This window comes from Bacillus sp. JJ1521, assembly GCF_036965165.1.
GTDB lineage: Bacteria > Bacillota > Bacilli > Bacillales > Bacillaceae_L > Ferdinandcohnia.
In genome coordinates, this window is the sequence record NZ_JBALOX010000003.1 from 1 (window position 1) to 12091 (window position 12091).

Here is a 12091-nt window from a genome sequence, read left to right on the forward strand (position 1 = left end):
AAAGTTAGATTTACTACTCTAACTTTTGGGGGTCGGTACCAGGAGCGGCTATTTTTATTATTTTAGATTCTCTAAGTAATGGAGCGCATCTTCAAATGTATCGACAGGTACGATTTTCATATCACTCTTGATATCCTTTGCTGTTGCTAGAGCTTGACGGTAATCAGAGTCTTCTGCACCATTTTCATTTGGCGCAAAGAAAATATCTACATCTGAATTATTTGCAGCGACGATTTTTTGACCAATCCCACCGATTGGACCAACCTCTCCATCGATATTAATCGTTCCTGTACCAGCAATACGCAATCCATGAGTTAAGTCTGTTTCGGTTAACTGATTATAGATTTCAAGTGTGAACATGAGTCCTGCAGAAGGTCCTCCGATTTTTTTTGTATCAATTTCAATTTTCGGTTCAGTTACCACTTCAATATCTGTTATTAATTCAATTCCAATTCCAATTTTGTCTGGATTTTTTGGAAATGGAGCAAGTGGAACAGAAACTGTTTTCTCTTCACCATTTCGTTCAACTGAAATCTTGATGACATCATTTTCTTTTTTCTCTGCAACATACTTCATAAATTCTGTATGTTCTTCGATTTGTTTTCCATCAACTTCAAAAATTCGATCACCTGCTTTAAGCTCTTTTTCTGCAGGCATTCCTTTAACGATACCCATTATGTAAATACCATGATTTTTGACCGTTACAGGCTTGTTCGCATGCTGATAAGCAACGGAAATTGCAGATTCCTGTGAATCCTCCATATAAAACAGCTGTCGATTCGTATATTCCTCATCACTTTCATTTTCTCTTCTTACTCGCTTAATCGGAAGAATTTCATGGTACTCCGCTACTTTCGCCCATGCATAGCTAAAGATATTGGCCTGCCCCATGCGAATGGTCGTTAACATGAATTCTCCTTCTTCTTTATAGCCGTTCTCCACCTCGATAATTGGAGCAAGCTCTGTCGCCATTCCTGGCTTTGTCACGTAATAGGGGAGCTGGATAAAGGTGCCTAGAATGGCTAGCACCACTCCAACTGCAAGAGCTTTTAAATAGGCCTTATTTCTCTTTTTCTTCATTCAATAAAGACTCCTTCCACTTTGCGATTGCTTCTTGGATTGCGGGAAGTTGTTTTCTTGTTTCTTCTTCCCCGATTCGGATCATGTCCTCAATATTTGTGAAAGCACGTGAACTATAATGTCCTACATGTGGTCGGATCATAATATCAGATGAAAATTCTCCATACTTTACAAGTTCTTTTTGCATAATATCAATGCTCTGTAAAATCACATCAAATATTGAAGTAACCTCTTCATTTATTTTAACATGTGAAACGTCAACCGCAATAACTATATCAGCCCCCATTTCCTTTGCAACAGAAACAGGTACCCGATCAATTACCCCACCGTCCACAAGAATCCGTCCATCTATTTTTTCTGGAACAAAAATTCCAGGGATGGCAATACTTGCTCGGACCGCATCAGCGACTGGACCATTTCGAAACACAACTTTTTCACCTGTTAATATATCGGTTGCTACAATTCCAATCGGAATATCTAGTTGCTCAATATTTTTACCATGTGTAAAGACCCGGATTAATTCCTTCACTCTTTTCCCAGCAATAAAGCCCATTTTCGGCACAGTAAAATCCAAATAATACTTTCGCTTAAAAGCAAGAGCAAGCTTATACATTCGATCGATATCTAGACCTGCCCCATAAAAGCCTGCGACCAATGAACCCATGCTTGTTCCTGCAATCAGATTGATCGGAATATTTTTTTCTAACAGTACCTTAATAACTCCCAAATGGGCAAATCCTCTTGCTCCTCCAGATCCAAGTGCTAATCCAATTATAGGTTCGTTTATCGGAATCATCCCCTAACTATATGCCTTATGAGGTCAATTTCACCTGCATTTTTATAACATTATATGAAAAAAGAATCGAAAACTTGTACATTCTTTTGGTCTAAACTTGTCACCCATCTACGTATATTTAAATAGATGACCAAACCCATCTATATGATTGATATATATTCTTTTTATTTTTCCATAAGACCGTTCGTACAAATGAGAGAAAATTGCGAAAATTACGGACTCTCTTATTCTATCACTCATACGATCACGCTGTATAGAAAAAGACTTCTGTAGGAGGAGTACCATTGATACGTTCTAGATTCAAAACAGTAACAATTGCAGCAGGAATTTCATTGTTAACGATTGCACTTATTTATTTTCCAAAGGAATCTTTGGATGCCTCAAGGGTTGGTTTGGAAATGTGGTGGAAGATTGTATTTCCTTCGTTACTTCCTTTCTTAATCTTATCAGAATTATTAATTGGTTTTGGCATTGTTAAATTTATCGGTGTCTTATTTGAACCATTAATGAGACCTCTGTTTCGAGTACCAGGTGTGGGTGGTTTCGCATGGGCTATGGGGATGGCTTCAGGGTTTCCGGCAGGTGCAAAATTGGCTGCACGGCTTAGACAGGAGAAACAGATTACAAGAGTTGAAGCAGAACGACTCGTTTCCTTCGCAAATGCTTCAAATCCCCTTTTTATATTTGCCGCAATTTCAGTTGGCTTCTTTGAAAATCCCGGGTTAGGGATCTTACTTGCAGTTAGCCATTATGTCGGGAATTTTTTTGTAGGTTTAATTATGAGATTCCATGGTAAAAAGGGGGATGAGCATACCCCTAAGGATGAAGATAAAAAAAGTATTATTGTAAAAGCCTTACAGGAACTACACCGTACAAGGCTAAAGGAAAAAAGACCTTTTGGGCAATTATTAGGCGACGCAGTTACAACCTCTATTCATACCTTATTGATGATTGGTGGATTTATCATCCTATTTTCTGTTTTTAATAAGCTACTTTCATTAATTAATGTAATTGCATTAGTAGGAACAGGATTATCCATATTATTAAAACTATTTCAATTGCCTGCCGAACTCAGCATTCCACTTATTTCTGGGATATTTGAAATAACAACTGGTTCAATGATGACAAGTGAATTAGAACATATTGAACTACTTCCAAAGGTGATTGCTGTCAGCTTTATCCTAGGATTTTGTGGATTATCTGTACAAGCACAGGTAGCGAGCATTTTAGCGGAAACGGATGTAAGGTTTAAACCTTTTTTTCTTGCACGAATTATGCACGGTCTTCTTGCTGGCTTCATTACATTTTTCTTATGGAAGCCACTTTACGTGAAAAATGCTGGATCACAGGAAACTTTCGGTGTTTTCTCTCCATTTATTCCGGAGCAGACTTCCGTTTGGATCGAAACCTTATGGAACGGGTTATTAACTTATGGACCTCTATTTACGATTTTTTCATTATTATGTTATATTATCGTTTATTCTGGAAAAATGAAAAGCCCTCGCATTTAATTTGCTGGGCTTTTAAATTTCTCCTTAAGCGCTAATTCAACTGCCTTTGGTACAAGCTCGGAAATTCCTCCATGATATTTGGCAGCTTCTTTCACAATGCTTGAACTTAAAAAGGAATATTGGTTATTCGTCATCATAAAAAAAGTTTCAATTTCTTCATTTAAAATACGATTCATTGAAGTAATTTGCATTTCGTACTCAAAATCTGAAACAGCACGTAATCCGCGTAAAATTGCATTCGCATTTTTCTGGCTTGCATAATCCATTAATAAACCTTGAAAGGATTCAACTTCAATATTATGTAAATCCATAGTACTTTCCTGTAATAGCTGAATTCTTTCTTCAACTGTGAACAGAGGCTGTTTTGAAGAATTATTTAATACACAAACAAAAATTTTATCAAACACCTTTGCCCCCCGTTTGATAATATCTAGGTGCCCGTTTGTGACTGGGTCAAAACTTCCTGGGCAGACGGCAATTCTTGTCATACCGATTCTCCTTTCCATCACTCTTCATGTCTAAATATTGAAATCCCAATGATTCCGTAAATTTCATGACGAACTAAACGAAGGTTCCCGATTGATTTTTCTAACACTACTTCTGACCCATGTTCTGCAACAATATAACCGTTTTTCGTTAACAACTGATGTTTGCTGATTTCTTCGAATAACTCTATTAATTTTTGTTGTTTATATGGCGGATCTAAAAGGATGAGATCGAATTGAATATCCCGTTTTACAATGGCCTTTAACGCACGAAATGCTTCGTTTCGATATACTTCCGCATGTTCGACAAATTGACAGGTTTCCAAATTTCCTTTAATCGTTTGAATGGCTTTTTGGTCACGGTCAACAAAGATAACCTTATCAATGCCTCGGCTTAACGCCTCAATTCCAAGTCCACCGCTTCCACCAAATAAATCAAGTCCATTCCCACCATCAAAATATGGACCAATCATGTTAAAGATAGACTCCTTCACCTTGTCTGTTGTTGGTCTAGTGGACACTCCGGGTACTGCTTTCAAGTGGAGACCTTTCTTCGATCCAGATACAACTCTCACTGCTATCACCGCTATCTATATCAAATGCGCCTTGGCGTATATGCGCCCAGATTTTTTCCTTTAAAAATCTGTGGCATCCGCCGAAGGCATTACCTATTTTCAGCAGAAGTCGTCTGCTGAATATAGGTAAATTAATAAGATTATCCTATCATAAACGGAAACGTTTGTTAATTAATATAAAAAATCTAGCAATCCATTCTTAGAGAAAAATTTAACTTACATAATAAAAATACATGACATGATGTATACACAATTTTCAATTGGTCATAATTAGTAATAACAACATCATTCGAGGATGTTGTTGCCAACCGCGGAGAAGACTTACGTTTCCCCATAAGTTCTTCCTCCGGTTTCTCCTCTCCCTTTGCCTTCTTCCATGTGGACGGTAACGAAAACATGGAATGGAAGGACCCTGCAGGTAGACTTGCAGGGTTTTTTTGTTTTAGTTTGTTAATTCAAATCTTTTCATGATAAAGTATACATGGACAATATGAATTTATGAATTTGAGGGGAATTTAGAATGATACAACGTTTTATTGAACTAGGCGAAGGTTATTCAGATATTTATGAACTTCTTGAGCTTGCAAGAGGAAATAGACACAGAGTCTCAAGGCTTTTTGCATTTCTCACAACTATACAGGATAGAAAGGTTGCCTCTTTGGCTGTAGCCTTTCAGCCGACAAAGCCTGGGGATTTTCAAGCAATCTATATTTGTCGAGAAGGAATCCCTAATCCTGAAGTCAAACAAATTCAACGTTACACTCTTTTTGCCGAGGTGGCGAATGAGCTAGATTTACAAATCATCACTTTGGAAGTAAAGCCCTCTACAGTATTTCATGAAAAAGAACTCTATTACCAGCATTTAATCGGGATATTACGAATGAACCGATTTATCCCGTAGATGAAATAAAAAACTTACCAAAAGCAAAATTGCTTTTGGTAAGTTTTTTATAAGCCAATCTTATAATCGTATTCCTTTGCACGATCTGGTTTTTTGTTCTCAAATTCAATCTTCAAAAAAGGTTTATAGGACGGTTCAACCCTTTTCACATATGGTAGTGAATTTAGTTTTTCTACGATTGAATCGGTATTTTCCATATCGTTATAAAGGACCACGTATTTTAGACGTTTAGACACATAATGAATATTGCCAAATTTACGCAGCATTTTTGAATGCTTTAGCGAATGAAGCCAAACAATAATTCCTTGGCGTTGTCCAATCATAGTGTTTTCTCCTTATTTCAATTCAATAGGTTATTAAATAGTGTAGCATAACAAGTTAAAATTTTACAATACGAAATAAAGTAGAAAACTTACTTTTTTCAGAAAATAGGACGATTTGGTTACTTACAACCGCATGCTCCACCGCTTCCACAGCCACTGCCACAGCTCGAGATAGAATCAAAATATGGGTTACCTGTTGGCACCTTAATATTAGCTGAGACCGCACCACCTAATAACACGCTGACTTCATCTAGTACTTTTTGAAGATTATCTTCTGCCTTTTTAAATTCAGCAATCGTTTCGTGAAGATCAAGCGTTCTTTTTAACTCCCTTGTCTCTTTTGAAACAGTTCGAAAATCAGGATGATATTTCCCAAATCGTTGAACCTCATCATATTTTTCCTTCATAATTTGAAAATCAGCGATTAGCTTCTGAGCTTTTCTATCCTTTTGTAATGTATATAAACAGCTACGGTATTCCTCCGCTAGTTCTGAATGTAGAATCATCGATGATAGGCTTCGCGCCTCGTCAAGAATTTCAACTTTTTCGATTGTTGCTATCAAAATTAACACCTCCACATTCACTATACCATGAATTTTTACGAATCGCATCTACTGCGACAACTCACTTAATAAAAGTTAATGTATTTGGACCTGAATCGTATGTTCAAGAGGATATTTGGTTAAGTCATTATGAACAACTTGAATCTTCAATGAATGCTCTCCTCTGGATAGTCCTTTAATAATAAAGGCGGCTGTCGATATTTTTTCTGTTCTCTTCCCATCAATTATGACATTAAGATGACCCTCTCCATCCTTTTTCTGGCCACCGCTTTGCTTGAATATAAAATTCGGGATTATGCACTCCAAGTACACATCACTACCTCTAACATGATGTTCCACTTGGATATTACGATCTATTTCTAACTCATTCGTTTCGCTAAAATAAGCGGAGTTAATGAACCTCGCTGCAACGGGTTGTTCATTGATTTGAATGATTAGGAAGCATAGAAAAAAAAGAGGCAAAATATACTTGTACATCTTCTTCCAACTCCTTTTTCCTAGTTTTTCCTTTAGCTATCTAAATATCCTTGTGAATTCAAAGAAAGAGCCACTACAAATAGTGGCCCCTTAATCACTTTGTCGCATGCCTTGATACATTTGCAGCAAAAATGAGGCCATTTCCAAGGACTGGTTCATTTTTTGGACTTTATGTGGAATGGTTTGTTTAAAATAAGTCTTCGCTTCGATTTCCAAGCCCCGAAAATCCCGTGGATTCCGGGATAATTTTCGGTACCAAATCGGATTTTGACGGACAAAAGTACGTAGTTGTTTTTTTGATTTGAGGTATTCATATGTTTCTTGACGCACCCTGTACTACCTCCTCACCTAATCTTTGCGAAAGGCAAAAGGATGAGGACTCTTGTGGGTAGGTTGAAGCTGCTGTTGCTTTTCATCCCCACGGAACTGATGAATAACGGCCTGAATTGTTGAAATCGCTTCTCCTACATTTGTGATATGTTGCTGTATATTATTCATATCTGCATTTTTAAAGGATGAAAATATTTTTCCAATAAAATCAGTTTTGCCGCTTTTTTCTGTCTGGCTATCTTTATCTTTAAACTTTTTCCACTTCTCATCTTCCTCACCAAGAATATACCAATCTTCATATACTTCCTGCCAGTTAAGTTTTCCTTTCCTCACTTCCTGAACTAAGACAGGATGTTTTTTAACGAAGACCTTAAATTCTTGTACAGATGGATGTAGCTGACTTCCCATCTTTATCACCTCAATTTCATACAGTTGCCTACTATAGTTTATCTTTATTGAATTGAATGGTTCGCCCAAATTGCCAAAACGATATGGATATTGTTAAAATGGGAATAGTAAAAATATTATGGATTCGAGGTTGGGTTAATGGAAGATCGCATTCTACAAAAATTACAAACATTTTTCCTAGAGGCAAATGAAGAAGAAAGACAGGCAATGGAACATGTAATCGATGCCGTGATTCGGAAACATACAAAACAAAACGGCTCTTATATTGGCGGCTTATTGCAAACAAACCGACAAGTTATTGATAACGAATCCTATGAAATTACCATTCCTAATACGGAACTTATTCAAAACCCATTACAAATTGTCCATGGAGGGATTACTGCCACAATACTTGACTCCGCAATGGGGTCAGTTGTTCACCACGTCATCCCAAAAGATAAGGCAGCAGTAACAACAGAAATGAAAATAAATTATGTGTCACCAGGAATCGGAAAAGAATTACGCTGTGTCGCACAAATCATCCACAAAGGTACAAAAATTTGTGTAACTGAAGGTAAAGTATACCGTGATGATGGACAATTAATCGCACATGCAACCGGAAGTTTCTTTATCATTGACCGACCAAAAAAATAACGAGGATCTAAAAGAACAGTAAGCAAAACACAATGGCGTGAGAGCTTACTGTTCTTTAGTCCCTTACTTGAATAAAATTTTGTGTGTAGTATTTTTCATACACACCCACACCCAGGTAATTGTATTCTTCATTTAAAAGAGTTTCACGATGACCTTCACTATTTAGCCAGCCTTCAACAGCCGCGATTCCGTCCACATATTTTGCCGCAATATTTTCCCCGGCCAATTGATAACTTATATCCCCTTCTGCTAGTCTATCCGCAAGGCCCCCATTTATCGGGGAAGTATGGTCAAAATATTGATTCACTTGCATATCTTTACTATGTAAATAAGCAATTTCAGCTAATTGTTCGTCGTTCTTTAAGGGTTGTCTTCCATGTCTTATTCGAATGACATTCGTTAAATCAAGGATTTGGGCTTTGTTACCCTGTTCAATTTCTTTCCATTCTGCATGTGTTACCTCTTTTGCTGAAAGTAATTCCCCACGGTACACCAACTCATAAGGGCGAAGTTTTATTAAAGTTCTACCGTCTAAAATACGAACACTTGATATTTTATTTGTAAATGAGTCCACGTATAGTTGTATATAGACATTCCCCAATGCAAGTAAAGGTCTAGTTTTCATTTCCTCATCTGTTAATTCGAATCGAAAGGGATTCTTATCTACATTTAATAAAATTTTAGGCTTTATTAACCCTTTTGACACTAGTTCTGTTAAAGGTTGTCCAATTTCAAACGGTTCAATTGCAACATCATTGCCTGTTCCAAATACAGTAACAACTCTGCCATCTTCAATTCCAACTTGAACATAATTTTGTGGATTTTCATTATACACCCACCAATCATAATCATAGGAGGAGCGATCAATTCGATGGGGTTCTCCTAATTTTTCTTTAATATGGGTGCTTTCCATACCAATCAACGAAAGTAGACCATTATATTGGTGGATTTCTTTTTGAAAAGGGATATTTTGTTTCGTTATATTCGTATGATTTAATATGGTTGATGTAGATTCAACACCATTTACCAATCCTGTTCTCCCGTATTTAATAGAAATGTAATAAATGCTAGAACCCAATAGTAAAATGATAACTGCAATCTTAGCAAATTTCAGAAGAACCACTTCCTAACATTAAAGGTATTTCTACCATGTATATTAAAATTTTGCTAGAGTTATGCGTTATTGGAGGAAAAATAACCAGGCACCCATTGGGTGCCTGGTCTTAATGTAGTTGGTCTTGTTCGGAGATATCACTTAAGGCTTCTCCTGCATAGTTATCAGATGTTTTATTAATTGATAAATCACCAAGTGACAAAATTCCAACTAACTGGGTATTTTCGACAACTGGCAGCCGTCGAATTTGATGTTTCGCCATCAAACGGGAGGCTTCTTCAAGCGTAGTATCCGGTGTACATGTAATTAAGTCTTCACTCATTACATCTGTTACTTGATTAGAGCCAGATCTTTTAGCCGCATATCCTCGAACCACTAAATCACGATCAGTGATCATTCCAATTAATTTCTTATCCTCCAATATCGGAACTGCACCGATATTTAAATCCTTCATTTTTACAGCGACTTCATAAACATTATCAAGGGGCGTACAATATTCAATATCTGTACTCATTACATCACGAACAGTATCCATTGAATCCTCCACATATTTTTTAAATTTATTTTCCGATAAACATTTGAGTCCAGTAATGTCTCTTTGAACCACCTTCTGCATATCCAACACCGATATGCGTAACATCTGATTTGAGAATATTCGCACGATGTCCAGGGCTATTCATCCAGGCATTTATTACTTCTTGTGGTGTTCTTTGTCCAGCTGCAATATTTTCTGCAGCAGTACGATATGAAATACCAAAGTTTTTCATCATCGTAAATGGTGATCCATATGTCGGTGAAGTATGCTCAAAGTAGTTTCGATCTCTCATATCCACTGATTTGTAACGTGCTACCCGTGACAGCTCCCAATCAATCTTCAATGCTGGCAGACCATATTTTGCACGTTGTTGATTGGTTAATGAGATCACTTGATTCTCAATGCTTTTGACATTTTCCAAGATTGGAATCGTGACTTTTTGACCTGGATAAATGAGGTTCGGATTTCTAAACTGTGGGTTTGCTGAAATAATTTCTGACAAACCAACTTGATAACGTACAGCAATTTTCCATAGGGAATCTCCACGCTGTACAGTGTATGTAGTTGTACCTTGTCCATTCGCCATCATTGGACTACTTAAAACAAATAATAAACTTGTAATGACAAAAAGTATTTTCTTCAATCTTGTCCCTCCTTTCCAAGTTAGTTTGACCATTATCGCAGAAAATTCACATATAATATTTTTTATTTTTCGTGACATATTAATGTCAAACGTTGCAACTTGTATCTTTTCGTACTATTATTATACTGAGAACATATAAATCGTTAGTTGACGGTTTTTGGAGGGAATTTAAATGAGATTTGAAAATACGGGGATTGAGAACGTAACAATTGAATTACCAAGATTAACTGACATAATGAGATCAGAAGGGTTTATCCTCGCAGGTCAGTGGGATTATGAAAGAATTACATACGACCGTAAATTTGAAATTAAAGGCGATACTTTCTACCTTCGCGTTCAAGGTTTTGCGGTTGAAGGGGTTATCGAAGAAAATGCAAAAGATGCAGTCATTAAGCTACTTACTCCATTTGTAGGTAAGTACTACTACCCACATGGTGTAGAATATGGCGAAGATGAAAACTTCCCTAAATCACTAGTTGATCAATGCAATCGCATCCTTGCAAAAGTAAAAGAAGAAATTGATGCAGTTGTAAACGCTTAGGATTGCACACAAAAAGGAACAGCCAATGCTGTTCCTTTTTGTTATGTTGTCGCAAGTGCTTGCGAATTTGTTAGACCTTCTACTTTAATGGTTAAACTTGAAAGACTAATACCAGTCATGCTTTTTATCTCATGTAAAATGGCTTCTTGTAATAGTTCACAGGTGTTTTTAATTTCTAAACCGTACTCAATGGCAATCTTAACTTCAAGGGATATCCCTTCTTCTTCTTCGATAACGGTTATCCCATTTTTATGGAAATTCCGATTCAGAATTCCGGAAACGCCGTCCTTTAAACCAGAAACAATCGTTACCCCTTCCGTATCCTCAGCACAAATGGAAGCAATCATCGCCAACACATCATTCTTAATATATAGGGAACCATTTTCCAATGATTTTCGAACCACCCCAACCACACTCCTTCACAAATTCACAACCACTAAGGTTACTCCTACCATATGCATGATAGAATGAATTGGGCACTAGTCTAAATAAATCTTTTATTAAATCAAATTCGCCTTGGCGTATTTGCCGCCCGATTTTTAGGCCCGCAGGATGTGGGTCATGAAGACGTTGCCACAGGATGTGACGTCTTTAGTCTTCGATCTTACTGCCTCGAAAAATTCCCTTTAAAAAATCGTGGCATCCGCCGGAGGGTTTGACTTCTGCTGAATAAAGTTAGATGACCTTACGAAGCTCCCAAGTTAAAAATCTACCATCCTTCTTCGTGCATCTCATCCCTAGTTTTTCAAACAATTGGATTGATTGATAATTACTATCACTGCATTCCATTAACACCTTTTTTGCCTCAGCTTGAGTTATGAGCCAATCAATTAAAGCATCAACAGCTTCATAGGTTAATTTGGTCTTCTGATAATCGCGATTCATTGTATACGTCAACTGGACATTACCTTTCTTATCCGGTTTGCCATGAAGATAAATATCGCCAATGATCCGTTTATCAGCGTAATTAATGATCAGCCATAAACCCCATCCATAATGATTCTCATCCTTCTCAAGTTTTTCTATATAAAACGGAAGAGTACCTGTTATTAATGGTGATGGCCAGTTTTGTGGAATCGTTATAGGTGATCGTTTTTCAAGTTCTTTGCGATGAAAAACTAATGACTTGGCAATATCTAAAGAACATGGAACCAATAATAAGTTTTCTGTAAAGAT

At 37.0% G+C, this 12091-nt stretch carries 18 protein-coding genes; 4 read left to right on the forward strand and 14 right to left on the reverse strand.

Annotated elements, in window-relative coordinates:
- Window positions 1–57 precede the first annotated feature (57 nt).
- Both V7147_RS00640 and V7147_RS00645 read right to left on the reverse strand, forming a co-directional pair.
- On the reverse strand, window positions 58–1080 hold the full coding sequence (locus tag V7147_RS00640) for a SepM family pheromone-processing serine protease (protein ID WP_335365930.1): 1023 nt from the start codon (window positions 1078–1080) through the stop codon (window positions 58–60).
- Entirely contained in the window at window positions 1061–1867 is an 807-nt protein-coding gene (locus V7147_RS00645; RefSeq protein ID WP_335365946.1) for a patatin-like phospholipase family protein, read from the reverse strand. Before V7147_RS00645 ends, V7147_RS00640 begins: the two co-directional genes overlap by 20 nt.
- A gap of 293 nt (window positions 1868–2160) precedes the next feature.
- Between V7147_RS00645 and ylbJ the strand changes: the two genes are divergently transcribed.
- Window positions 2161–3387 (forward strand): sporulation integral membrane protein YlbJ, encoded by a 1227-nt coding sequence (gene ylbJ, locus V7147_RS00650; protein WP_335365931.1) that lies wholly within the window; start codon window positions 2161–2163, stop codon window positions 3385–3387.
- On the opposite strand, the gene coaD is transcribed toward ylbJ, so the two are convergent.
- Window positions 3384–3875, reverse strand: coding sequence for a pantetheine-phosphate adenylyltransferase (coaD, locus tag V7147_RS00655; RefSeq protein WP_335365932.1), 492 nt, complete (start codon window positions 3873–3875; stop codon window positions 3384–3386). The two genes, ylbJ and coaD, sit on opposite strands and share 4 nt — an antisense overlap.
- 17 nt (window positions 3876–3892) lie before the next feature.
- The gene (rsmD, locus tag V7147_RS00660; RefSeq protein ID WP_335365933.1) at window positions 3893–4447 is read right to left on the reverse strand and encodes a 16S rRNA (guanine(966)-N(2))-methyltransferase RsmD; all 555 of its coding nucleotides are present in this window, start codon (window positions 4445–4447) and stop codon (window positions 3893–3895) included.
- 520 nt (window positions 4448–4967) lie between these two features.
- Between rsmD and V7147_RS00665 the strand changes: the two genes are divergently transcribed.
- On the forward strand, window positions 4968–5348 hold the full coding sequence (locus tag V7147_RS00665; protein WP_335365934.1) for a DUF7147 family protein: 381 nt from the start codon (window positions 4968–4970) through the stop codon (window positions 5346–5348).
- Between the two features lie 47 nt (window positions 5349–5395).
- Here V7147_RS00665 and V7147_RS00670 read toward each other — a convergent pair whose 3' ends face one another.
- The 5 genes from V7147_RS00670 to ylbD form a co-directional block, all read right to left on the reverse strand.
- The gene (locus tag V7147_RS00670; RefSeq protein WP_335365935.1) at window positions 5396–5671 is read right to left on the reverse strand and encodes a YlbG family protein; all 276 of its coding nucleotides are present in this window, start codon (window positions 5669–5671) and stop codon (window positions 5396–5398) included.
- Between the two features lie 119 nt (window positions 5672–5790).
- The gene (locus tag V7147_RS00675; RefSeq protein ID WP_335365936.1) at window positions 5791–6234 is read right to left on the reverse strand and encodes a YlbF family regulator; all 444 of its coding nucleotides are present in this window, start codon (window positions 6232–6234) and stop codon (window positions 5791–5793) included.
- Window positions 6235–6309: 75 nt separating this feature from the next.
- Window positions 6310–6711: a hypothetical protein gene (locus V7147_RS00680; protein WP_335365937.1), complete on the reverse strand. Its 402-nt coding sequence runs from the start codon at window positions 6709–6711 to the stop codon at window positions 6310–6312.
- Between the two features lie 90 nt (window positions 6712–6801).
- On the reverse strand, window positions 6802–7041 hold the full coding sequence (locus V7147_RS00685; RefSeq protein ID WP_335365938.1) for a YlbE-like family protein: 240 nt from the start codon (window positions 7039–7041) through the stop codon (window positions 6802–6804).
- Between the two features lie 18 nt (window positions 7042–7059).
- Window positions 7060–7449, reverse strand: coding sequence for a YlbD family protein (ylbD, locus tag V7147_RS00690; RefSeq protein WP_335365939.1), 390 nt, complete (start codon window positions 7447–7449; stop codon window positions 7060–7062).
- A 138-nt stretch (window positions 7450–7587) separates the two neighbouring features.
- Between ylbD and V7147_RS00695 the strand changes: the two genes are divergently transcribed.
- A complete protein-coding gene (locus V7147_RS00695; protein WP_335365940.1) occupies window positions 7588–8082 on the forward strand; it encodes a PaaI family thioesterase in 495 nt (164 codons plus the stop codon).
- Window positions 8083–8137: 55 nt separating this feature from the next.
- Here V7147_RS00695 and V7147_RS00700 read toward each other — a convergent pair whose 3' ends face one another.
- From V7147_RS00700 to safA, 3 genes are all read right to left on the reverse strand, one after another.
- Window positions 8138–9112 (reverse strand): CAP domain-containing protein, encoded by a 975-nt coding sequence (locus tag V7147_RS00700; RefSeq protein WP_335365941.1) that lies wholly within the window; start codon window positions 9110–9112, stop codon window positions 8138–8140.
- A gap of 193 nt (window positions 9113–9305) precedes the next feature.
- Window positions 9306–9731: a CBS domain-containing protein gene (locus V7147_RS00705; RefSeq protein WP_335365942.1), complete on the reverse strand. Its 426-nt coding sequence runs from the start codon at window positions 9729–9731 to the stop codon at window positions 9306–9308.
- A gap of 25 nt (window positions 9732–9756) precedes the next feature.
- Entirely contained in the window at window positions 9757–10320 is a 564-nt protein-coding gene (gene safA, locus V7147_RS00710; protein WP_335365947.1) for a SafA/ExsA family spore coat assembly protein, read from the reverse strand.
- A gap of 226 nt (window positions 10321–10546) precedes the next feature.
- On the opposite strand from safA, the gene V7147_RS00715 reads away from it, so the two are divergent.
- The gene (locus V7147_RS00715; RefSeq protein WP_335365943.1) at window positions 10547–10915 is read left to right on the forward strand and encodes a YugN family protein; all 369 of its coding nucleotides are present in this window, start codon (window positions 10547–10549) and stop codon (window positions 10913–10915) included.
- Between the two features lie 41 nt (window positions 10916–10956).
- Here V7147_RS00715 and V7147_RS00720 read toward each other — a convergent pair whose 3' ends face one another.
- Complete coding sequence (locus V7147_RS00720) at window positions 10957–11319, reverse strand: Asp23/Gls24 family envelope stress response protein (protein WP_335365944.1); 363 nt, start codon at window positions 11317–11319, stop codon at window positions 10957–10959.
- 271 nt (window positions 11320–11590) lie between these two features.
- The coding region (locus V7147_RS00725) for a GNAT family N-acetyltransferase (protein WP_335365945.1) at window positions 11591–12091 on the reverse strand (501 nt) is incomplete at its 5' end.

What these genes read in the sequence shown, in the direction of transcription:
- V7147_RS00640 (WP_335365930.1), bottom strand. Translation starts at nt 1,080, where the DNA reads ATGAAGAAAAAGAGAAATAAGGCCTATTTAAAAGCTCTTGCAGTTGGA.
- coaD (WP_335365932.1), bottom strand. Translation starts at nt 3,875, where the DNA reads ATGACAAGAATTGCCGTCTGCCCAGGAAGTTTTGACCCAGTCACAAAC.
- V7147_RS00665 (WP_335365934.1), top strand. Translation starts at nt 4,968, where the DNA reads ATGATACAACGTTTTATTGAACTAGGCGAAGGTTATTCAGATATTTAT.
- V7147_RS00670 (WP_335365935.1), bottom strand. Translation starts at nt 5,671, where the DNA reads ATGATTGGACAACGCCAAGGAATTATTGTTTGGCTTCATTCGCTAAAG.
- V7147_RS00680 (WP_335365937.1), bottom strand. Translation starts at nt 6,711, where the DNA reads ATGTACAAGTATATTTTGCCTCTTTTTTTTCTATGCTTCCTAATCATT.
- ylbD (WP_335365939.1), bottom strand. Translation starts at nt 7,449, where the DNA reads ATGGGAAGTCAGCTACATCCATCTGTACAAGAATTTAAGGTCTTCGTT.
- V7147_RS00695 (WP_335365940.1), top strand. Translation starts at nt 7,588, where the DNA reads ATGGAAGATCGCATTCTACAAAAATTACAAACATTTTTCCTAGAGGCA.
- V7147_RS00705 (WP_335365942.1), bottom strand. Translation starts at nt 9,731, where the DNA reads ATGGATACTGTTCGTGATGTAATGAGTACAGATATTGAATATTGTACG.
- safA (WP_335365947.1), bottom strand. Translation starts at nt 10,320, where the DNA reads ATGATGGCGAATGGACAAGGTACAACTACATACACTGTACAGCGTGGA.
- V7147_RS00715 (WP_335365943.1), top strand. Translation starts at nt 10,547, where the DNA reads ATGAGATTTGAAAATACGGGGATTGAGAACGTAACAATTGAATTACCA.